The organism is Stenotrophomonas sp. STEN020 (genome assembly GCF_056760195.1).
The window spans coordinates 52,793-76,058 of the sequence record NZ_JBRREI010000001.1 but is presented as its reverse complement, the minus strand read 5'-3'; the positions used below and the strand labels follow the sequence as shown (position 1 = coordinate 76,058).

The 23,266-nt window shown below is 62.4% G+C and carries 14 protein-coding genes; all 14 read left to right on the top strand.

Annotated features, from left to right (window positions below; all coding sequences use genetic code 11):
* The first annotated feature begins 21 nt into the window (after window positions 1-21).
* Window positions 22-297 (top strand): DUF1799 domain-containing protein, encoded by a 276-nt coding sequence (locus tag ACVOLZ_RS00205; RefSeq protein ID WP_481514608.1) that lies wholly within the window; start codon window positions 22-24, stop codon window positions 295-297.
* A complete protein-coding gene (locus ACVOLZ_RS00200) occupies window positions 294-5,315 on the top strand; it encodes a tape measure protein (protein ID WP_481514607.1) in 5,022 nt (1,673 codons plus the stop codon). The genes ACVOLZ_RS00205 and ACVOLZ_RS00200 overlap by 4 nt, the downstream gene beginning before the upstream one ends.
* Window positions 5,312-6,814, top strand: coding sequence for a fibronectin type III domain-containing protein (locus ACVOLZ_RS00195; RefSeq protein WP_481514606.1), 1,503 nt, complete (start codon window positions 5,312-5,314; stop codon window positions 6,812-6,814). The genes ACVOLZ_RS00200 and ACVOLZ_RS00195 overlap by 4 nt, the downstream gene beginning before the upstream one ends.
* 244 nt (window positions 6,815-7,058) lie before the next feature.
* A complete protein-coding gene (locus ACVOLZ_RS00190) occupies window positions 7,059-7,859 on the top strand; it encodes a hypothetical protein (RefSeq protein ID WP_481514605.1) in 801 nt (266 codons plus the stop codon).
* Between the two features lie 5 nt (window positions 7,860-7,864).
* Entirely contained in the window at window positions 7,865-8,215 is a 351-nt protein-coding gene (locus tag ACVOLZ_RS00185) for a hypothetical protein (RefSeq protein WP_481514604.1), read from the top strand.
* Window positions 8,212-10,188, top strand: a complete 1,977-nt coding sequence (locus ACVOLZ_RS00180) for a hypothetical protein (RefSeq protein ID WP_481514603.1) — start codon at window positions 8,212-8,214, stop codon at window positions 10,186-10,188. Before ACVOLZ_RS00185 ends, ACVOLZ_RS00180 begins: the two co-directional genes overlap by 4 nt.
* Window position 10,189: 1 nt before the next feature.
* Entirely contained in the window at window positions 10,190-10,987 is a 798-nt protein-coding gene (locus ACVOLZ_RS00175) for a hypothetical protein (RefSeq protein WP_481514602.1), read from the top strand.
* 143 nt (window positions 10,988-11,130) lie between these two features.
* Entirely contained in the window at window positions 11,131-11,916 is a 786-nt protein-coding gene (locus tag ACVOLZ_RS00170; protein ID WP_282265902.1) for a DNA adenine methylase, read from the top strand.
* A gap of 345 nt (window positions 11,917-12,261) precedes the next feature.
* Window positions 12,262-12,570 carry an STAS domain-containing protein gene (locus tag ACVOLZ_RS00165; RefSeq protein WP_481514601.1) on the top strand — a complete coding sequence of 103 codons (309 nt, stop codon included), beginning with the start codon at window positions 12,262-12,264 and terminating at the stop codon, window positions 12,568-12,570.
* Entirely contained in the window at window positions 12,567-12,932 is a 366-nt protein-coding gene (locus ACVOLZ_RS00160) for a response regulator (protein WP_038688521.1), read from the top strand. Before ACVOLZ_RS00165 ends, ACVOLZ_RS00160 begins: the two co-directional genes overlap by 4 nt.
* A 36-nt stretch (window positions 12,933-12,968) precedes the next feature.
* Window positions 12,969-14,930 (top strand): chemotaxis protein CheA, encoded by a 1,962-nt coding sequence (locus ACVOLZ_RS00155; RefSeq protein WP_481514600.1) that lies wholly within the window; start codon window positions 12,969-12,971, stop codon window positions 14,928-14,930.
* Between the two features lie 298 nt (window positions 14,931-15,228).
* Complete coding sequence (locus ACVOLZ_RS00150) at window positions 15,229-17,481, top strand: methyl-accepting chemotaxis protein (RefSeq protein WP_481514599.1); 2,253 nt, start codon at window positions 15,229-15,231, stop codon at window positions 17,479-17,481.
* 133 nt (window positions 17,482-17,614) lie between these two features.
* Window positions 17,615-20,248: a methyl-accepting chemotaxis protein gene (locus ACVOLZ_RS00145; RefSeq protein WP_481514598.1), complete on the top strand. Its 2,634-nt coding sequence runs from the start codon at window positions 17,615-17,617 to the stop codon at window positions 20,246-20,248.
* Window positions 20,249-20,657: 409 nt separating this feature from the next.
* Window positions 20,658-22,889, top strand: a complete 2,232-nt coding sequence (locus ACVOLZ_RS00140; protein ID WP_481514597.1) for a methyl-accepting chemotaxis protein — start codon at window positions 20,658-20,660, stop codon at window positions 22,887-22,889.
* Window positions 22,890-23,266 lie beyond the last annotated feature (377 nt).

The following is a 23,266-nucleotide window of genomic DNA, read 5'->3' as shown; positions in this document are numbered from 1 at the left end:
ACCGCCACCACGGCGAGTTTTTTGCGCGACGGCGGTGCGCCGCCAGGCGAAGAAGCCCAATCCGATCACGAAGCCGAGGTACTGGAAGAGAACTGGCTTTCTGTCCAGGTGTTCCAACGCTGCAAACCTGACTGGATCGGCGCAATGAAGCCCGTCTATGCCGGCATCGCTGCAACGGAAATGGAGTCCGTATGCCGCCTCCTGGGAATACCAACAGAGTCCTGGCCCGAGGTCAGCGAAGGCGTCCGTGTGATGACTGATGCCGTTGCCAAAGAGTTCAAAGAGCGCTCCCGATGACCGACAAGACTGTCACCCTACGACTTGCCACCGATGCCAAGGGCGTTGCCCCTGGCGTCGCTCAGGCTAAAGGCCAGATTGATTCCCTGGGCGTCAATGGCAAGCGTGCGGGACAGTCGGTGGCAGACGGCATGCGCAAGGCCGATGACCAGGTGCAGCGGCTTGGACGTTCTTCCAATGTCGCCAGCACTATGATTGCGCGCCTGTTCGCGGGTGCGGCCGGTGTCCAGGCGCTACGCACCGCGACGGCACTGGCCGACGAGTACACCAACATCACCGGCCGGCTCAAGCTCGCAGCCAACAGCCAGGCCGAGTTCGCCAAGTCCCAAACTGAAACCTTTGCGATTTCCCAGCGCACATCGACGGCGCTGGAATCGACGGTGGCGCTGTATACCCGCCTGTCGAAGGCGACACAGGAATATGGTGTTAGCCAGGCACGCAACCTGGCGATCACCGAGACAATCAATAAGACGTTCGCTATCTCCGGTGCTTCGGCCGACGCTCAGAAGAACGCCATCACCCAGCTGACCCAGGCGCTTGCCGGCGGTGTCCTGCGCGCCGAGGAATTCAACAGCATCATCGAGAACTCCCCGCGCCTGGCCCAAGCGCTGGCCGATGGCATGGGAATCAGCATGGGGCAGCTGCGCACCCATGTGAACGATGGACAGGTGACTGTAGAGCGCATGGTGCAGGCAATGGAGAGCCAGGCGGCAGCTGTCGGCCGCGAGTTCGAACAGATGCCGCTGACGGTGGAACGGGCACTGGTGCAATTGCGCAACAGCATCACGCTCTTTGTCGGCGAAGCCTCGACCGAGTTTGGCGCAACCAGTGCACTCGCCCAGGGCATTTCCTTCCTGGCTGACAACCTGGCCGCCCTGGACAAGGTCGTGAGCGTGGTCGCCATCGCGTTCGGCAGCCGGCTGGTCGCCGGCCTGGTCAGTGCCACGGCGGCGAAGATCGCCAGCGTTGTGGCCACCCGGCAAGCGGCGCTAGCCGAAGTCGAAGCTGCTCGGCAGGCCGAAGCCGCTGCCGTCGCCCGCCTCTCTGCAGCTCGCGCAGGCCTGGGCGCTGCGGGCTCCCTGGTCATCGCGGAACAGCAGGTGGCCGCCGCCACTGCACGCACTACTGCTGCCACACAGGCGGCATCTGTGGCCGCCACCGCCAAGGCCGCATCGATGCGAGTTCTGAATGGTGCAATGGCCGCTTTCGGTGGCCCGGTGGGGCTGGCCGTCACTGCGCTTTCGTTGTTCGTCGCCTGGGCAATGAACAGCTCTGCCAAGGCCAAAGAACTGGCCGAATCCGTCCGCGTCGGTTTCCAACCGGCTATCGACAAGTTGGAACAGTTCAGCCAGGCAACGGCAAATGCTGACTTCGCTGGACTGGACGAACAGCGCGATCAGATGCAGAAGACCGCCGAGCAGGTCCAGGCCCTTTCTGACAAGTACCAGGAATTGCGTGACGCCCGTATGCGGGCAGTCGCCCAGGACTTTCCAACGGACGGCTACGACCGGCAACTGGAAGAAACCACCCGTGCCATCGAGCAGGCCCGCATCAAGCAAGATGCCCTGACCGCTGGTTACGAACGCGCGATTGATATCAGCACCGACCTCATCCTGCAGAAGGCGGGCATTTCAAATGCCACAGACGACGAACGCCGCAAGCTGGAAGAGCTGGTAAGCGAACAGGTCAAACAGCGCACCTCGCTGGAGGTTGCAAAGCCGCAGTTTGTTAGCTTCATTGCGAGCATCCGCGATGTAACGACCGCCAACACTCTGAATGCTGCCAGCTTCAAGGACGTGGGCGCTGCAGCTGCTGACGCTGGCAACCAGGTTGCCGCCGCATCGCAAAAAGTAGCCGCTGGTTTGAATCAGCAGGTCAACCAGTTGCAGCTGCAGATGATTGAAGCCACCCAGGGCAAGGCTGCGGCCTTGCGCGCCGGCTTCATCAAGCAGCTTGCCGATGCGGGCATTGACCCGACAAGCGCCGACGCGCAGGCCCTGCGTGCGCTAAACGAGCAGAAGATCGCAGCCACTCTGGCCAATGATCGCCTGGCCAAGTCGGCGGCTGCTGCAACCCGCGCGCAGTCACAACAGACGAAGGCCATCGACCAGGCCAAAGAATCCCAAGCGCGGTACACGGCCGAAGCTGCACTGGCCGCCGCCGAGCAGCAGGGGCCGCTGGCGCTCGCCCAGGAGCAGAACAAGCAGCGCATCGCCGAGCTGGACAAGGCGCTGAAGGCTCACAACATCACCCAGGCGTCTTATACGACGCTGGTTGAAGCTTCCAAGGTTGCGTTGACCAAGCGGCAGGCCGAGCTGGACCGCGATATTGGCGCGCCGCAGGCGCTGCTCGATGCGATGACCGGAGAGCTGACCATTCTCCGGCAGACGGGCATCCAGCGTGAGATCAGCCGACGCCAGCTGCAGGCCGAGCAGGACATGCGCCGCGAGCTGGCCACCGCGATTGAAGCGGCAGGCAGCAAAGAACAGTTGGCCACCAAGATGGGGGCCAAGAGTTACCGCGAGTATGAGGCGGCCATGCTGTCGGCCGCAGATGCCAGCGCCGCCATGTCGGTGGCCATCGAGCAGTCTGCACGCGATGCAGAAGACTGGGCAGCTGTGTGGGGCGATGCCGTCAGCAGCGTTGCCGACGCATTTACCGACTTCGTCATGTCTGGCTTGAAGGACTTCAGTGGCCTGGCGCGCGATCTGAAGAGCATTTCCAAGCAGTTGGTTGGCGACCTGGTGCGGACGTTCCTGCAGCAGAAGATCGTCATTCCGATTCAGACGCAGATCACCAGTGCCGCCAGTGGTGGCAACTGGCTGCAGCAACTTGCGGGCCTGGTCACGGGCGGGCGCGGACTGACCGGCACGGGCGCTATGGCTGCACAGAGCAGCTGGGGCGCAGGCATCGCTGCCGGCGCAGGCGCGTCCATGGGCTTTGGCAACAACATCGATTCCTTGATGCAGATGGCGGGAGCTGGATCTGGCTTGGGCGGCGGCACTGGCGGTTCGTTGCTGGGTGGCCTCGGGGGCAATGCCGGCATGCTCTACAAGGTGGCCAATTGGATCAGCGGCGGGAAGCTATCCGGTCTGATGACCGGTGCGAAGGCCGGCGCGTCCAAAATGCTCGGCAGTGCCGGCGGCATGTGGGGAAGCGCCGCGCTCGGTGCGCTGTACGGCTGGCAGCAAGGCGGCGACACCGTGGGCAAGGGGCTGGGCGCAGCTGCCTATGGCACGGCCGGCTACGCAGCTGCAGCGGCAGGTAGCGCGGCACTGGCCGGTGGCAGCGCGCTGGCTGCGATCCCGGTTGCCGGCTGGGTTGCCCTGGCGGCGATCGCCGTGGACAAGATCAGCGGCGGCAAGCTGTTCGGCAGCAAGTACAAGACGAAGGAAACGGGCCAGACCATCGACATCGGCGCGGATGGTGGCAGCGTGTCTGCGTATGCTTACCAGGAAGGCCAGAAGAGCCTGTTTCGCGGGAAGAAGCGCAGGACCGTCGATATAGAGGCCAGCGAAGAATCCAAGGAAGCCGCCCAGGCGCTCTACAAGATGATCGCGCAGACCGCGCGCAACGCATCCGATGCGTTGGGCCTGGCCTCCGTCGAGATCATCCAGGGCAGCTTCAAGGCTGTTTATGACGCGAAGGGGAACCTTAAAAGCGAGCTGTCCACGGTGCTGGGCCGCACATTCAACGAATCCTTCGAGGACTTCCAGCAGCGCCTGCAGGCCGAGAACATCATCGCCCAGGTTGGCCAGCTCGATGACACCGCCAGCACCATTGCCGAGCGGTGGCGCAGTAGCGCCGCCAAACTTAATGATGGTGCCCAGTTCCTGCTGGCCGCCGCTGCGGATTTCAACGACGGTGCCGGCTTGCTGACGGTGGGCGGCCTCACGCGCCTGACGGACCTTATCGAGAAGCTGCAGACGGCCGACGAAACGCTGACCCAGGCATATCAGCGAGTCATGTCCAATGCGTCCAGCTATGGCGAAACCGCCGCAACTGCATATCAAGAGGTGGCCACCGCCGGCTTCAGTTCCTTTGCCAAGAGCCTGATGCAGGTCCGGCAGGAAGAGACCGAGCGTATCCGTACCCTGCAGGCGCAGGCCAAGGCGCTGGGCGGGCTGTCAGCCCGTGAGGAAGACCTGGCCAAGGTGCGCGAGTCCGCGCAGCTGAAGACCGACGCCCTGGTGACTGCTCTGCAGGGCGAGCTGGTCGACCTGGCATTGAACCGCCTGAACGATCAGATCGAGCAGTTGGGCGGCGCAACCGAGGGAACGGCCAGCAAGATTGAGGCATTCATCAACTCGCTGCGTATGAGCGACACCCTGTCCCCGGACACCGACGCCCAGCGCCGCGTTACCGCCAATGATCTGATGAGCGCCGCCGCCTTGGCCGGTGACGTTGACGCCTTCACCCAGTACGCGCAGCAGTTCCTTGAAGTAAGCCGTTCGCTCAACGCCAGCGCTGCCGGCTACCAGGCCGACTATGACCGCGTCATGCAGATGGCCAAGCAGTTCGGGGGCGAAGGCAACGCCGCGAGCCTGGAGCAGCTGTATGCCCAGCGCTCGGCCCTTCAGGCGCAGCAGGAGGCCGCCGCGCGCTTGGAACGGGCGCAGCGTATCGCCCAGGGCGTCAGTGACCTTGCCGGCGTCAACGGTGCCGACCCGCTGGACATTCTGCGCAGCGTCACGGGCATGACGGGCAAGGACCTGGCGGCAGACCTTGGATTGAGCGAGGGCCAGCTGGATGACTACCTGGCCCAGCAGCAAACCGATATCGGCGACCTGGTGGACGTGATGTATGAGCTGCCCAAGCTGATCGCTACCGAAATGATCAACGCCTTGGCAGACAAGACCCTGGGCACGCCATCGGGCGGCCAGGCACCAGCCACGTCTGGCCCGTCGCGGACCACAACCGGCGAAGACAAGCTGCTGGACACCTTGGGAGAGTTGAACAGAACGTTGGCGCGCCAGCAGGTGCTCGATGAACTCAAGTTGCATGAGGAGAAGAAGTGAGCCGCCGCGTTCTGCTGATCGACATTGGTGCCGAAGGTCTACCGGCGATTACGCCAGTTGAGCGGGTTCCCGCCAGTTGGGTGCCGGCAGTCTATGTCGCGCCGCCGCCCGCCGTGCCCGCTGCACTGACTGCCGAATCGGTTGCCGATGGCGTCCTGCTGACCTGGACGCACCCAGGCGGCCGGGGCATCACCTACCGCATCGAACGCGCGCCGGACGTTGCCGGCCTGCCAGGCCAGTGGCAGCAGATCGGGACCGCAGAAGAACGGCACTACACCGCCACACTGACCGATGTCTTTGGCTTCTGGTTTCGCGTGCGTGCGGTTCGCAACGGCAAGTATTCCGACTACACGGCTGCGGTGTTCCAGTATCCCTATGCAACGAATCCGCCGGTTCAAGAGCTTCTGATCAGCAACAACACGATCACGATCGATTGCCGGTATCAGCGGTTTACGTTGTTGCTTGACTCAGATGTCTTTTACGTCAGCTACATCAACGTACCGCAAGAGAAGACCATCATCATCGAGGTCACCCAGTCCGGTGGTGATCATGTCCTGCAGTTCCCTGGTTGGGTCCAGAGCGTAACGGGCGCGCCTTACAAGGCATCGACCGTCGCGGGTGCTACCGATGTGATCGGCCAGATTACGGCTGACAAGGGCGTCAGCTGGCGCATGACGTTCGTACAGCCGGAAGGCGGCGGCTCGGCTTACGCGCTGACGGTGACGCCGAATCCCGCGTATGGCCAGGTGATCTACGATGGCACCGCACCGGTTGCGCCGTCGATGCAGATCCGCGCCGAGCCGGTCAACGGTGTTGAACCGATCATCTGCGACTGGATTCGCATTGATAGCTTCGGCGGTGCTGATTTCGATATCAGCGACACGTCGTCACTGGAGCCGGTGTTTTCTGTTCCGGAAGGAACCAGTGACTACACCTCAACGCAAATATGGCGTGTCTCTATCAAGGACGACATCAACCGCGTTGTGCAGCAGCTGGTGACGATCCGCCTGCAGCGGGTTGTCGCATTGGTCAATCTGTCCGAAGGCCTGCTGAACGCAAACTTCGACCAGGGCGATACCGGGTGGGACCTGGGCGAAAGCATCTTCATTGGTACGCGCTACACCTATTCGGGCGCCTATGCCGCCGCGCTGGCTACAGGCTTCTGGGGCACCAGCGAACTCATCAACCAGTTCAAAGCCAACATGGCACCGAATACAAAGGTGCGGGCCACCTGCATTTGCCACCAGGGTGCCAGTGACGTGGGCAGGACTTCGGGCTTTGTGCGGGTGAAGTTCTACAACGCTGCCAACCAGCAAGTGGGCGGAAACTGGGACGGCAATGTGGTGAACGATGGTCGCGGCGGTGCTTGGCATCCATCGACCGTTACGGCCGTGGCCCCTCCAGGCACCGCCTACGCGCGCCTTGCTGGCGTCATGACGCGCACAGGTCAGAACTACGAAACGAACCTGGACGATTTCACCTGGGCGGTGGTGTCGTGATTTCCAACTCGGTCAATGCCTACTTCGCGCTGTTGTTTGGCGTGGCAGGTGGCGGCCAAGCGGGCGAATGTCTCCCGTACTCAAAGCCGCCGCACCTTACAGCTGACCTAACCCTTTCTTCCCCGACTCAACGCATGCCGAACTTGGCAGCAGATGATCACCTTTGCGAGAAGCTTGTATGACGACGCACACGATAGTGCACCCGTTAGCTGGCCTGCTAACCAACGACGCCGAACTGGGGCGGATGATTACCGAATACCGCTCGATTCTTGCGGGTTGTGGTTTGGTGCGAACAGCTGATACAGGTCAGGTCGATCCAAGTACCGTCATTAGAGGATCGGCGTCACTTACGGCTGCCGGCTTCGACATATGGCGATTTGATGATGCGCTGCAGGCGGAAGCGCCTATTTACTTGAAAATCGAGTACGGGACAGGCAACGGTTCCGCCACGTACTTCAATGTCTGGGTGACGTTGGGACAGGGTTCGGATGGCGCGGGCAACCTGACCGGCGTCAGGAGCAGCAGGATTGGGAGTTACGGATACCCGCTCACCAATACCGGGATGTCTTCGTACTCCTGCCACACTGAGGGTTTCTTAGGTGTCATGCATCGAGTGAATGGCACCAACACCACTAGCTATGTTGGTGGCGGCAGCTTTGTAGTTTGTCGCAGCTGTGATGCCAACGGCTACCCGACCACAGCGGGCGCTTACATACTTATGAGCGACAGCAGTTCCATCGCTCAAGCCATTCGCTTTACTGACGGCGCGGCCGTTATCAATGCCTCTCCAAGCTTGGCGGTTGCCCAGTTCCCATTGGGTGTTATGCAGAGCGTTTCGGGAGAGATTCCATTTCTTCCAATGTGGCTGCCTCTGCCTCAGTTGACGCCAATATTTGGACTGGCTGCGTTCCCAAACGTCTTAATTCCAAACCTCGATTTCATCGATATATCGATGGTTGGAAGCCGTAGCCGTCGGTACATTGCCGTGCAAGGGGGACTTTCCACGCGGGCGTACAGCATTGGCTTGGCGATGATCTGGGAGTAGCGGATATGATTTCTGGAATAGTTCAACCAGCAGAACAGTTTCGACAACCGCCACCTCGCGGCGTGTGGGGGATGCATTTCCCAATCCCATATCGCAAGCGGCAAACGTGGCCAGGCTGGGCCAGCGGTGGCAAGGGCGTCATTCAAGGCACCATCAAGATCGGAACTGCTTTTGCGTTCAACTGCCGCGCGGTGCTGTTGTCTGAGGCTACAGGTGCGCGCCTGGATGACGTTGAAATAACGAATGGTGTCTATCTCTTCCAGCGACTGGCACCAGGCACCTACATCGTTCTTATTGTCGATATGAGCGGACAGCTCCGCGCGAAGGCCATCCATACGGTTGTACCTGCACCATGAATACTTTTGCCCGCTTCGCTGCGTCTCCCATCGGCGTTGGCCTGCTTGTCGAGGACGGCGGCCTTTCGCTTGCCACCAGCGGCCCGACCAGCCTCCAACATGCGGCGCGTAGCGACGTGGCCCAGTCTGTTGGCACCCATGGGTGTGAAGTGGTGCTGTGGGGAGAGGATGACGCCCAGGCAACCTTGGGCGTGGTCATTGCGACCGCGTCGGTGGACGCCGAGGTTGGCAATGCCGGCGGCGTAGGCTGGCGGTTGCACACCGGGCAGGTGGTGGTGAATGGCGGTGTAGTGGCCAGCGGCCTGCCGTTGGTGAAGAAGGGCGAGATTGCCGGCGTCCGGGTTTCACTCTCTGGCAGCCGGACGATTGAGTTTTACCGTGGCGCTGTACTGGTACACAGCCGTGCGCTGCCTCTTGCTGGCTCTCTCCACTTTGCGATGTCGCTGGCCAGCACCGAGGCCGGCGGCCTGCGTTGCATCGTCAATGCCGGACAATGGCAGGGTGCAAGCAATGCCGTGCTGCAGGGCGGCTGGGAAGTGCCTGGTGCTTCCATCACACCGCTGTGGCTCGGTGCGGAACACTACATGAGCGCGACCACCGACACCCCGGCCAATCAGCCGTTTGTCGGCTGTGTTGCGGACAATGGACTGGATGCGGTGGCCAGCGTCAGCTTCTGGCCCTGGGACAGTGGTAGCCGTGCCGGCATTGGCACGCTGCGCATCGATGACGCAGACGGCTTGCTTGATGCTGCAGCGCTCGGTGATATGCGTGACGCCCCTGTGCGATTGAGGCTGGCCACCCAAGGCGCAACCTTGGCCGACGCGGCACCGATCAGCCGTTACGTGTTGGAGCGCATCGACATTGAGGGCGACGGCAGAAAGAGCATCGTGCTGCGTGATCCGCATGACGATCTGGACAACGCGCTGCATCAGGCGGTTTTCTTGCCAAGCATCAACGATCAGATTGCATGGCAACCGCAGCCTGTTGTCATCGGCGCTGTTCGCTCCGTGCCTACCATTCCAGTCAATAGCGATGGGAGCGTGCGGTGGGTTTCCGATGCTGCTGTAGCGTCGGTTGCGCGTGTGCTTGACCGTGGTGCCGAGATCATCGCGGGCGACGGTTACGCCCTGGTAGCGGGTGGGCAGCAGTTGGCTTTTGATGCTCAGCCGGTTGGCCCTGTGATTGCGGACGTTTCCAGCATCGGGCCGGCCATGCAGCCAGCAACGCTGCAGCAGTCTCTGCGCGACGTGTTCCGGCGCGTGCGCAAGAGCGCTTGGGCGGCGGATGATGCGGCGGCTATCGACAGCGCCACCGGTTACGCGGGCATCGGCTATTACGCAGGCGAAGGCGCAACAGCTCGCCAAGCGCTCGCGGAGATCCTGCCCAGCTACTGCGTGGATTGGTGGCCGGATGGTGACGGCGTGCTACGCCTGGCGCGGCTCATTGACCCGGACAGCGTTCCGGAGGTGGACCTGGCATTCAATCTGGATTGGCGCGTGCTGGCCGGCGACCTGATCGTGAAGCCCGACCTGGCACCGGGACTGAGCCGACGCATGGCTTATCAGCCGAATGCAACGCAGCTGGCCAGCGGCGACATGATTTCCGACTTGGAGCAGCTTCCGCCTTCAGAGCGCCAGCAGTTGGCCGGTGCATATCGTGGGCAGGTCTACGCAGGTGGGCCGCTTGCGCCTCGCTACAACCGCGCCGAGGCAGCTGCGCCGATCCTGTCCCGCTTCGATAAGCGTGAGGACGCGCAGGCCGAGCTGGACCGGGTGATTGCGCTGTATGCGGTTCCTCGCCACTTCTATACCGGGCTGCTCGCATGCCAGCCCGAGCTGGCATTCAAGCCGGGGCAGATTGGCCGTATCTCATACCCACGCTATGGGCTGGCTGCAGGACGGAACGTCATCGTGACCAGCGTCATCACAAACCCGGTTTCTGGCCGGCACAACGTCCGCTTCTGGGGAGCTTGAAATGCTTATTGGATTCGGCCAGCCGGCCGGCATTGTTCCCAGCGTCTCCGGCGCTGCCGGCATGAACCTGGCGGCCCTGATCGATGGTGCGCCGGCCAGCGTTGCCCGCATCAGCGGCGGAGCTGGCTCCGCTTCTCTTCGCCTGGATTGGGCTACTGCGACGAAGATCCGGGTGGTGGCGGCTTTGGGCCTCACATGCCCGGCCGGGACACTCCTGACGCTGACCGGCAAGCGTGCTGGGGACGCGGGCTACGCACACGCCCTGGGCGGCAATGCGGCGAGCCAGGCGGCTGTCCAGTTGGTCGATGGCAGCCGTGCTGCTTGGTTCGTCCTGCCTGCAGACAACGCACCGCTGGTGGGCCTGCAGCTGCAGGTGGCCACCGGGGGCTTCGACGTGGGCGAGCTGGTAGCCATGCAGGCGGTAGAGTTGAATGCAGAGCCGTCGTGGAACGTGGAGCGGGTGGACCCCAGCGAGTCTGCGCGCACGCTCGGCGGCGGTTTGAACACCGTTCAAAGGCGGTCCTACCGGCGTTTGAAGGTGGCATTGACCCCGTCACACCTGACCGAGGTTTGGGGTGCGGGCCTGGCCGGCGGACTGGATTGGGATGGCCTGGTCATGCACTCGGCCGGGGATCGTCGGGTTGCGGCGCTGGTGCGTTGGGGGCAGGAAGAAGCCATCAACGTGGCCGAGTTGCATCGCTTGGCCGTCTTCGGCAGAGGCGCTGCAGGTCCGATTGGCCATTTGGGTGGCAATTACTACAACACCGGTTGGACTTTTGAAGAGGTGCCACCGGTCTGAAACAGGGCGCCAGGCCGGCAGCTGCTACTGCCGGCCCAGCGCCTCAAACACAGGTGACTCACCACCTGGCTATCGACCGAGACCCTGCCCCCTCGCGAGGGCAAGCAGTCTCGGACACATGAATCGCAAAGGCTGAGAACTGAATGAAAACGCTGTTTCCCTGGCCGGGTGGGAAGACCCGGTTGCTGCAGCACCTGCTGCCGCTGCTCTCTGAAAACCCGCACACCACCTATGTCGAAGCCTTCGCTGGCGGCGCGGCACTGCTATTTGCCCGTGACCCCGCCAAGGTTGAAGTGATCAATGACATGCAAGGCGAGCTGGTGCGCCTCTATCGTGTTGTGGCCAACCACCTTGACGAGTTCGTGAGGCAGTTTCGCTGGGCGCTTACCAGCCGCGAGATGTTCCGCTGGGCCCAACTGGAAGACGTGGAAACCCTCACAGATATCCAACGGGCGGCCCGCTTCTTCTACCTGCAGCGCATGGCGTTCGGGGGGAAGGCCACAAACCAGACCTTTGGGGTGTCCGCCAAGACGCCAAAAACGTTCAACCTGCTTCGCCTGGAGGAAGACCTAAGCGCTGCCCATCTACGGTTGCACCAGGTCGTGGTGGAGTCGCTCCCGTGGGAGAAATGCGTCGAGAAGTACGACCACGAAGGGGCGCTCTTCTTCTTTGACCCTCCCTATTGGCAGACCGCAGGGTATGGCCGGGCCTTCCCGCTGGAGCAGTACGACCGCCTGGCCGAGGTGATGGCTGGCCTCCAGGGGCGGGCAATCCTGACTATCAACGATCACCCGGCCATGCGGGAGCGCTTCGACCGGTTCCCAGGCAGGACGGTAGGGATTGAGTACACCGTGGGCGGTAAGCGTGCGCCCCGGAAGGAGCGCATTTACACCACCTGGGTGGCGGAGAAGCCCAAGCGGCGGGCTTAGGGCAGGAGGGGCGGTTAGAACCGCCCCTTTAAAAGGGCTTCGAACGCCGTTGGATGGGTCAAAATGGCAGCCATCAATTTAGCTGACGGCATTTCGCAATTTGGGTGCCGCCCTACACTCTACCCAATCAAAAGCCCCCCCTCCCCAGCCCTCCCCTCCGCCTTCGGCGCAAGGGAGGGAGCAGAGCTCACCCCTCCCCAACCCTCCCCTTCGCTGCGCGAAAGGGAGGGGGCAAAGCTACAAAACCGTGCGCCCGTTAACACTATTTTCTGCAGCGCATCGCGGCGCTAAAGATCACAGGCGTATCGCCGCTATCTCTCCCAGTAACGTTTGTTCGGAGCAACGATGAGCACTGTGGCCCTCGCCCAGGATCTCGGCATCGAGTCCACCAGCGACTTGAAGCAACAACTGGCAACCCACCTGCCGCAAGCGGGCGAGTTGCGCGTGGATGCCAGCCAGGTGGGCCGCGTGCACACCGCCGCAATGCAAGTGCTGTGCGCCTTTGTGCTGGCCCGCCAGCAAGCAGGCAACGGCACCGTCTTTGACAACGCTACCGATACCTTCCGCGACGCCGCGCGCCTGCTCGGTGTCCTCCGGACCCTCGGTCTGGAAGCAACCCCTGACACAACGAAATCTGTGGAGAACGCTGCATGAGCGCACGAATCTTGGTGGTGGACGACTCGGCGTCAATGCGCCAGATGGTCTCTTTCGCCCTCACCTCGGCCGGCTTCTCGGTTGAAGAAGCCGAGGACGGCGCCGTCGCCCTGGGCCGGGCCAAGGGCCAGCGTTTCAACGCCGTGGTCACCGACGTCAATATGCCGAACATGGACGGCATCTCGCTGATCCGCGAGCTGCGCCAGCTGCCGGACTACAAGTTCACGCCGATGCTGATGCTGACCACGGAGTCGGCCGCCGACAAGAAATCCGAAGGCAAGGCCGCCGGTGCCACCGGTTGGCTGGTCAAGCCGTTCAATCCAGAACAGCTGGTTGCCACCGTACAGAAAGTCCTGGGCTGATCAGCCCACCTGCCCCACCGATCGGATACCGCGCCAATGAGCATGGACCTGCAACGTTTCCACGCCACCTTCTTCGAAGAAAGCCGCGAAGGGCTGGATGCAATGGAGGCCGGCCTGTTGGCACTGGAAGACGGCCAACACGACCCCGAAGTCATCAACTCGGTGTTCCGCGCCGCCCCCTCCATCAAGGGCGGCGCCGGCACCTTTGGCTTTGATGCCATCGCTGCACTCACCCACGTGCTGGAAACCCTGCTCGATGAACTGCGTGCCGGCAAGCGCGCACTCGAGAGCAACGCGGTCGACGCGATGCTGGGCTCGGTTGACGTGCTGCGTGCCTTGTTGCGTGAAGTCGAGCATGGTCAGCCTGCCGACCCGGCTGCGGTGAAGGCGATAACCGATCGTCTACAGGCCGTGCTGGCCGGTGACGCACCGGTCGCCGTTGCTACTGTGAAACTGGAAGAAACCCCGGACGCCTGGCAGATTGGCTTTGCCCCGGCGCCATCGCTGTTCATGAGCGGCAACGACCCGCTGCGCATCATCCGCGAGCTGGAAACCCTGGGCTCCCTGCACGTCGAGCCGCGCATGGCGCGCCTGCCCAGCTTCGACCAGCTCGATCCACTGGAAGCCTACCTGGCCTGGGATCTGGGTCTGGTCGGCAAAGTGCCGCGCAGCCGCATCGAAGACACCTTCGCCTGGGTGGTCGATGACTGCGAACTGGATATCCGTCCGGCCGCACCACCCAGCCTTGCAGTGGAGCCGCCGGTCGCTGCCGTTGCCAACATCGCCGAGGCCGCCGTCAAGGCGCCCGCCAGCGGCCAGCAGCACGAAGCCGAAAGCTCGATTCGGGTCAGCGTCGACAAGGTCGATGCACTGATCAACCTGGTCGGCGAACTGGTCATCACCCAGGCCATGCTCAAGCAGGTTTCCGGTGGCCTGGATCCCGCCCACGCCGAACAGTTGCTGGCCGGCCTGGATCTGCTCGAACGCAACACCCGCGACCTGCAGGAAGCCGTCATCGGTGTGCGCATGCTCCCCGTCGATGCCGTGTTCCGCCGCTTCCCACGTCTGGTTCGCGACCTGTCCGGCCGTCTCGGCAAACAGGTGCGCCTGCGCACCATCGGCGAAGGCACCGAACTGGACAAGGGTCTGATCGAAAAGATCGCCGATCCTTTGGTGCACCTGGTCCGCAACTCCATCGATCATGGCCTGGAAATGCCGGACGTGCGTCGCGAAGCCGGCAAAGACGAGACCGGCACGATCACGCTGGCTGCGTCGCATCAGGGCGGCCACATTGTTATTGAAGTCAGCGACGACGGCCGTGGCCTGAACCGCGACAAGATCCTGGCCAAGGCGCTGGAACGCGGCTTGAGCGTGCCGGACAACCCCACTGACGCCCAAGTCTGGGACCTGATCTTCCAGCCAGGCTTCTCCACCGCAGATGCGGTCACCGACCTCTCCGGTCGTGGCGTGGGCATGGATGTGGTCCGTCGCAACATCCAGGCACTGGGTGGCGAAGTACAGCTGGAAAGCCGTACCGGCGCCGGTACCCGCGTACTGATCCGGCTACCGCTGACGCTGGCCATCCTCGATGGCATGACCGTCTCGGTTGCCGGCGAAACCCTGATTCTGCCGCTGGCCTACGTGCTCGAAGCACTGCAGCCGCAGCCGGACGACATCCGCAGCATGGCAGGCGAAGGCCGCGTGCTGCGCGTCCGGGGTGAGTATCTGCCAATCCTGTCGTTGGGCCAGTACTACGGCTATCCCCACAACCCGCAGGCCGAACCGCTGGTGGTCGTGGTCGAAGGCGATGGCCAGAAGATCGCACTGGAAGTGGATGAGCTGATCGGCCAGCAACAGGTCGTGGTCAAGAACATCGAAAACAACTACCGCCGTATCAGCGGCGTCTCCGGCGCCACCATCCTCGGCGACGGCCGGGTTGCGTTGATCGTCGATATTGGTGGCTTGGTGCGTTCATTGCGTACCCAGCAAGCTGCCTGACCGCCACGTAACAAGCATCTGACGCCGCACTCCCGGCAATTGGGTGTGCGGCGTTTTGCTGTGCGCGCAGTCATGCAGGAAGCCGCGCTGGCCATTGAACGGCCTCCCGCTACGGATGACTGAATCACAGCCACGGAATGCCTTCAAGAACACCGCAGGCGTGCCGATACCGCATCGCAATGCAATCAGGTTTGTCAACCAACCTGGGTCGCCGTCGCGGCCAGCAGCACGCACGACATTCCCCAGGAGCGCCGGACCTGTGGATCGCCCCCTAAGTCTGTCTATGGAGATGTCTGCAATGAAGTGGTTCCAGAACCTGTCGATCACCCGAAAGCTGGTGCTTGCATTCTGCAGCACCGGCCTGCTCACTTTGCTGCTCGCGCTGTTCGCGGTGTGGCGCATGAACGTGGCCGACACCCAGATCGAACAGGTCAACAATAATTGGATGCCCGCGGTTCAGCAGCTCGGCGAGATGCGCGCCCAGCTCGGCGAGTTCCGCACCTTCGAGCAGGCCCAGCTTGGCTACCAAGGCGACGCCGCGCAGCTGGCCGACTACGACAAGCGCATGGCTGACACCCGCAAGCTGATTGAAGCTGCGGAGAAGGCCTACGACGACATCGAAGCCGGTTACAGCACCGATGAGCTGGCCCTGTACAACAAGATGAAAGAGCTGCGGGCCGGCTACTTCGAAGCCCACGAGCGCATCGCTGCCGCCATCGCTGCCGATGATTTCGTCACCGCCAGCAGCATTTCCAGCGACGATTCACGCAAGCTGCGTCGTGCCCTGTTCGACCAGCTCAAGCAGTTGTCACAGTACAACCAGGATCAGCTCAGCAAGCAGACCGCGGAGTCCCAGCAGGCACACGACCGCTCGGTCGCTGCAATCCTGATCGGCCTTGCCCTGGCGCTGCTGCTGGCCGGCGCACTGGGTTTGGCAATCATCCGCGCCATCACGGTGCCGCTGGCCGACGCAGTCCGGGTTGCCGACGATGTCGCCGCCGGCAAGCTAGACCGCCGCATCGATACCTCACGTCGCGATGAAGTCGGCATGCTGCTGCAGTCGATGCAGCGCATGCAGTCGCAGCTGCAATCGGTGATCGGCGCACAGCGCCAGATGGCCCAGCAGCATGATGCCGGCACCATCAGCTATCGCATGGACGAGGCCGCTTTCCCCGGCGACTACGGGGTGATGGTCAAGGAAAGCAATGCATTGGTGAACTCACATATCCAGATGTTGTTGTCGGCACTGGATGTCATCAAGCGCTATTCCAACGGTGATCTTTCGGTCGACATCGAACGTCTGCCGGGCGAGAAGGCGGTCATCACCGAGACCGTTGATGCGGTCAAGGCCAGCCTGGCCGCGATCAACAGCGAGATCAAACGTCTGGCCGGTGCTGCTGCACAGGGCGATTTCACGGTACGCGGTGATGTCAACGCCTACCAGCATGATTTCCGCGACATGGTCAGCAGCCTCAACCAGCTGATGGAAACCACCGACGGCAACCTGTCCGAACTGTCGCAGCTCTTGCAGGCTATCGCCCGCGGCGACTTGACCGCAAAGATGCAGGGCGACTTCCACGGCGTGTTTGCCGATATGCGTGACGATGCCAACGCTACCGTCGAGCAGCTCACCAACATCATCGGCCGCATCCAGCACGCCGCCTCCAGCATCAACCTGGCCGCGACCGAAATCGCCACCGGTAACAGCGATCTGTCGCGTCGTACCGAGCAGCAGGCCGCCAACCTGGAAGAAACCGCTGCCTCGATGGAGGAACTGACCTCCACCGTGCGCCAGAACGCCGAGCACGCCCGTCAGGCCAACCAGCTTGCCATCGGCGCGCATGGCGTCGCCAGCCAGGGCGGCAACGTCGTTGGTCAGGTGGTCACCACCATGAGCGCGATTGAAGCCTCATCGAAGAAGATCGGCGACATCATCAGCGTCATCGACGGCATCGCCTTCCAGACCAATATCCTGGCGCTGAACGCTGCAGTGGAAGCTGCGCGTGCCGGCGAACAGGGCCGCGGTTTTGCCGTGGTCGCATCGGAAGTACGCACCCTCGCCCAACGCTCCGCCGCTGCCGCCAAGGAAATCAAGGGCCTGATTGACGACTCGGTCGGCAAGGTCGGCGAAGGCTCGGCACTGGTACAGCAGGCCGGCACCACCATGGACGAGATCGTCACCTCGGTGCAGCGCGTGACCGACATCATGGCTGAGATCTCGGCCGCCTCGCAGGAACAGAGCGCCGGCATCGACCAGGTCAACCAGACCGTGATGCAAATGGACGAGACCACCCAGCAGAACGCCGCGCTGGTGGAAGAAGCTACTGCCGCCGCGCGCTCCATGGAAGACCAGGCCAACCAGCTGAGCGAGGCCGTTGCAGTGTTCCGCACCGACGCCGTACAGGCAGTTGCCGCCCAGCCGCAGCAGACCAAGGCTGCGTTTGCTCCCGCAGCGCCCGCCCCTGCGCGTCGCCTGCGTGCAGTAACCCCGGTGCAGCGCGGCAGCGCCGCAGTACGCATCGACAACGACGGCGATTGGCAGGAATTCTGATCGCCAGCTGTCCACGAACAAACGACGCCCCTGAATAGGGGCGTCTTCTATTCAGTGCAACAAAGCGCTCCAGCTCCGCCTGCAGATGCCGATGTACTGACAAACCCCTTACCTACCAGGCCAGCAGTAACCCATGTCTTTGCCCACTAATTTCCTCACCCGCAGTATTGCGATGCGCTTGATGCTGGGAACGGCATTGGTCGCGACCTTCGCATTCGGCCTCACCGCGCTGTTCATCTATCTGCGCAGCAGCGATGCACTGCTGTCGGCCTCGCGGGTAAGTCTTGAGAACATCGCCCAGCTCGAAGCCCAGCGCATCTCCACCGAATTGGGCCATGGCTTCGAAGCCAACGACACCTTGTCACGCAGCTTTTTGGCCATGCGCCAACAGGGCGGCTTCAGCCGGCTGAGCGCTGCGCAGGTGCTGCACTCCCAAGCACTGAACAATCCGCAGTGGGTGGGCGTCGGCACCTTGTGGGAGCCGCAGGCGTTCGATGGCGAAGATGCCACCCATATCGACGCCGAAGGGCATGACGCCAGCGGCCGCTTCATGAGCTATTGGGCCTGGCAGGACGGCGCACCGGTGCAGGAACCGCTGCGCGGCTACGACGTACCTGGTGACGGCGACTGGTACCTGCAGCCGGCCGCCAACAAGAAGCCCTCCGTGCTGGAGCCCTATAGCTACGAGATCGGCGGCAAGAAGATTCTGATGACGACGCTGGCAACACCGATCGTGCAGGACGGTCAGTTCCTGGGTGTGGTCACCGTGGATTTCGCCCTGCAGTCACTGCAGGATCGTCTATCGAAGATGCGCCCGATGCAGGAAGGCTATGTACGCCTGCTATCACCGGTCGGCACCATTATCGCCGACCGCGACCCGGCCAAGGTCGGCAGCAAGGCCGACGACGCGGACACCCGCGCGGTGCTGGCCAATACCGCCAGCGGCAAGATCAGCTTCGAGCAGCACCACGACGATGCACTCGACCAGGACATGGTGGAAACCTATGTGCCGCTGAAGATAGGCAACGCCGAACAGACCTTCGCCTTCGGCGTGGTGGTTCCACGCGCCCTGCTGATGCAGCAGGCACGTGCCCTGCTGTGGACGATTGTGCTGGTTGGTATTGCTGCCGCCCTGCTGTTGTGTGGCGCGCTGTTCTTACTGCTGCGGAAATATGTTTTCAAGCCGTTGAACGAAGCAGTCAGACTGTCCGACAACATCGCCGCCGGCAAGCTCGACAACGCAGTCAGCGTACAGCGCGATGATGAACTCGGCGCCCTGCTCAGCTCCATGCAGCGCATGCAATCGCAGCTGCAATCGGTGATCGGCGCACAGCGCCAGATGGCCCAGCAGCATGATGCCGGCACCATCAGCTATCGCATGGACGAGGCCGCATTCCCCGGCGACTACGGGGTCATGGTCAAGGAAAGCAACGCTTTGGTGAACTCACACATCCAGACGCTGCTGTCGGCACTGGATGTCATCAAGCGCTATTCCAACGGCGACCTGTCCGTCGACATCGAACGCCTGCCCGGCGAGAAGGCGGTCATCACCGAGACCGTTGATGCGGTCAAGGCCAGCCTGGCCGCGATCAACAGCGAGATCAAACGTCTGGCCGGTGCTGCCGCCCAAGGTGACTTCTCGGTGCGCGGCGATGCCAACGCCTACCAGCACGACTTCCGCGACATGGTGGCCAGCCTCAACCAGCTGATGGAGACCACCGACGGCAATCTGTCCGAGCTCTCCAAACTGCTGCAGGCCATCGCCCGCGGCGACTTGACCGCGAAGATGCAGGGCGACTTCCACGGCGTATTCGCCGATATGCGCGACGATGCCAACGCCACCGTCGAGCAGCTCACCAGCATCATCAGCCGCATCCAGCACGCCGCATCCAGCATCAACCTGGCCGCGACCGAAATCGCCACCGGCAACAGCGATCTGTCGCGTCGTACCGAGCAGCAGGCCGCCAACCTGGAAGAAACCGCGGCCTCGATGGAGGAACTGACTTCCACCGTGCGCCAGAACGCCGAGCACGCCCGTCAGGCCAACCAGCTTGCCATCGGCGCGCATGGCGTCGCCAGCCAGGGCGGCAACGTCGTTGGTCAGGTGGTCACCACCATGAGCGCGATTGAAGCCTCGTCGAAGAAGATCGGCGACATCATCAGCGTGATCGACGGCATCGCCTTCCAGACCAATATCCTGGCGCTCAATGCTGCCGTCGAAGCTGCACGTGCCGGCGAACAGGGCCGCGGCTTCGCGGTGGTCGCCTCGGAAGTACGCACCCTCGCCCAGCGTTCGGCCGCTGCCGCCAAGGAAATCAAGGGTCTGATCGACGACTCGGTCGGCAAGGTCGGTGAAGGCTCGGCACTGGTACAGCAAGCCGGCACCACCATGGACGAGATCGTCACCTCGGTGCAGCGCGTGACCGACATCATGGCCGAGATCTCGGCGGCCTCGCAGGAACAGAGCGCCGGCATCGACCAGGTCAACCAGACCGTCATGCAGATGGACGAAACCACCCAGCAGAACGCCGCGCTGGTGGAGGAAGCCACCGCCGCCGCCCGCTCCATGGAAGACCAGGCCAACCAGCTGACCGAGGCCGTGGCGGTATTCCGCATCGCCGCTGACACCACCAGCAAGCCCGCAGCCAAGGCACCGGCTACTGGCGTCACACAGAGACCGCAACAGCGTCTGCGCCCGATCGTCAACAGCGCCCGCGGCGGACAGGCAGTGCGGAAAATGGATGATGGAGACTGGCAGGAGTTCTGATCCAACCAAGCCCATTGAAAGCCCCCGGCACCCAGTGCCGGGGGCTTTTTTTCTTTCCGTCAGTGCGCCTGACGGGAAATTGGGCTGAGACCACAAGCTGCGGCTGATCGTAAGAGATCTGCTGAAATAATGTGAAATAGTGAATGGGCGCACATTCCACATTTCGGCGCCGTCACCGAATTTTCATGATGTCTTTGAACAGCTAAGTGACGTGATTTCCGCGTGAACAATTGCGCTGAATTCTTCAGAATTCCAGACAGATAGAACCCTACAGCACACTCAGATAACGCCGTTATCGGCTATGACAACGCCCGCATAGGCTTGCGGCGTAGACACAACGCTGTGCGAAAGACGGTTGGAAAGCGACCTGCGCAGCGCCCATATCTGCAGTCGATCCGGAGAGTCAGAGATGGAGTTCTTTCGCAACCTCAGCATCGCCAGAAAACTCGCAGTTGCTTTCACCCTGACCACGCTGACCACCCTCGCCATGGGCGGCTTTGCCGTACAGCGCCTGCACCAGGCCACCGCCCAGCTCGACCAGGTCAGCAGCCGCTACATGCCGGCCGTGCAGTATCTGGAGCGGATGCGCGCGGACCTGGCCGAGATCCGCATCGCCGAGTTGTCCCAGCTTTCCCATCTGAACGAGCCAGCCTTCGTTGCCGAGTACAACCAACGCATCATCGAACAACGACAGAAACTGGCCGAGCACCGCAAGCAATACGAAGCACTGCCCGCCGAAAGCACCCAGCAGAGTCTGTACGCCGAACTGGGCAAGACCCTGGAAGCCTACTTCAGTGCGCATGCCTTGATGGAGAAAGCGATCAACGAAGGTCAATTCGAACTGGCCCAGACCATATCCAACGATCAATCACGCGTCAGCCGCCGCGACCTGTTTGACGCGGTAGAGAAACTCAGCGGTCACGTTGCCTCGGTACTGGACAAGGAAGTCACAGCAGCCAAGGCTGCGCAGACACGCAGCACTACGGCCATCATCGTCTGCATGCTGCTGCTCGGCATGTTGTCCGTCGCCCTGGGCGTAGTGATCGTGCGCGCCATCGTGCGACCGGTGAACGATGCACTACGCGCCGCGGACGATGTCGCCAATGGTCGCTTGGACAGCAACATCGACGGCAGCCGCAAGGACGAAGTCGGTGCCCTGCTTGCATCGATGCAGCGCGTGCAGAACCAATTGAAGGCCGTTATCGGCGCGCAGATCGAGATGGCGCGTGAACACGACCAAGGGACGATCAGCTTCCGCATCGACGAATCCCGCTTCCCCGGCGAGTACGGACGCATGGTGCGCGAAGTCAACACACTGGTTGCGCAGCACATCGGCGTCAAGATGAGGGTAGTCGAGGTGATGCGCCACTACGCCCGTGGCGATCTTTCGGTTGACATGGATCGTCTGCCTGGCGAGAAAGCCGCCATCACCCAGGCCATGGACAGCACCAAAGCCAGTCTTTCGACGATCAACAACGAGATCAAGCGCCTGGCCCATGCCGCCGCGGCCGGCGACTTCAGCCAACGTGGCAATGCAGACCAGTTCGAACACGACTTCCGCGATATGGTCGGTGGCGTCAACTCGCTGATGGAAACCACGGAGGACAACCTTGGACACCTTTCGCAACTGCTGAAGGCGGTTGCCCAGGGCGATTTGACCCAGCGTATGGAAGGCGATTTCCGAGGGGTTTTTGCCCGCATGCGTGACGATGGCAACGCCACCATGGATCAGCTGACCAGCATCGTCTCGCGCATCCAGGCAGCCAGCGGCAGTATCAGCCTTTCGGCCAGCGAAATCGCCACCGGCAACGATGATCTCTCGCGCCGCACCGAGCAGCAGGCGGCCAACCTGGAAGAAACCGCTGCGTCCATGGAGGAACTCACCTCCACCGTACGCCAAAACGCAGAGCATGCGCGCCAGGCCGATCAGCTCGCGCGCGGTGCCGCCGAGGTCGCTGCACAGGGTGGCAGCGTGGTTGGGCAGGTGGTGACTACCATGAGCGCGATCGAAGCCTCATCGAAGAAGATCGCTGACATCATCAGCGTGATCGATGGCATCGCCTTCCAGACCAACATCCTCGCCCTCAATGCAGCGGTGGAAGCAGCGCGTGCGGGCGACCAGGGTCGCGGCTTTGCGGTGGTTGCCTCTGAAGTGCGCACGCTGGCGCAGCGTTCGGCGGCAGCGGCCAAGGAGATCAAGGGATTGATCGACAACTCGGTCGACAAGGTCGCCGAGGGCTCACAACTGGTGCGCAACGCCGGCAACACAATGGACGAGATCGTTGCCTCGGTGCAGCGCGTCACCACCATCATGGCCGATATTTCCTCTGCTTCACAGGAACAGTCCACCGGCATCGACCAGGTCAACCAGACCGTCATGCAGATGGACGAAAGCACCCAGCAGAATGCGGCGCTGGTCGAAGAAGCCACCGCCGCAGCACGCTCGATGGAGGATCAGGCACATCAGCTCACCGATGCAGTGGCACAGTTCCGTCTGGCTGGCTCGGTAAGTGCCTCGTTGGCCAAGGTCGCTGCCAGCCCAGGCGCAGCGCCGCCGCGTGGCCGTCCGGCATTGCGGGCCATCCCCAAACCGGCCAGCCGCGCACCGGTTGCCAGCACGGATGACTGGCAGGAGTTCTAGGCGATGTTGGCGGCGGCAGGCAGGAACTCTCCGTCCTGCCCGCTGCCGCCCAGGGCAAAAGCGCCCTCGCTGCACCCGCGCTGGTGCCCAACTGTCGTGCGGGCTGCCTATGAACCGATGCCAGGCCTCTGGCATCGGTTTTTTCTCATCCTCAACCTGAACCTCGCATCCGAGCCAAGCGCGGTCGGGAGAACAGAGCCCCAACACTGCGATGACTGCTACGTTGCTGGCACCCCACGATCAAGGAAAGTGCTGCGATGCTGTGTCGGCACATCCGCCGCGGACTGCGGAGGCTCGTAACAGTCCAGCTAAAGATGTTAAAAAGGCGGCCGTTATCACAGTTTGTGGCACTGCCTTCAGCGCTGCACCGATCATCG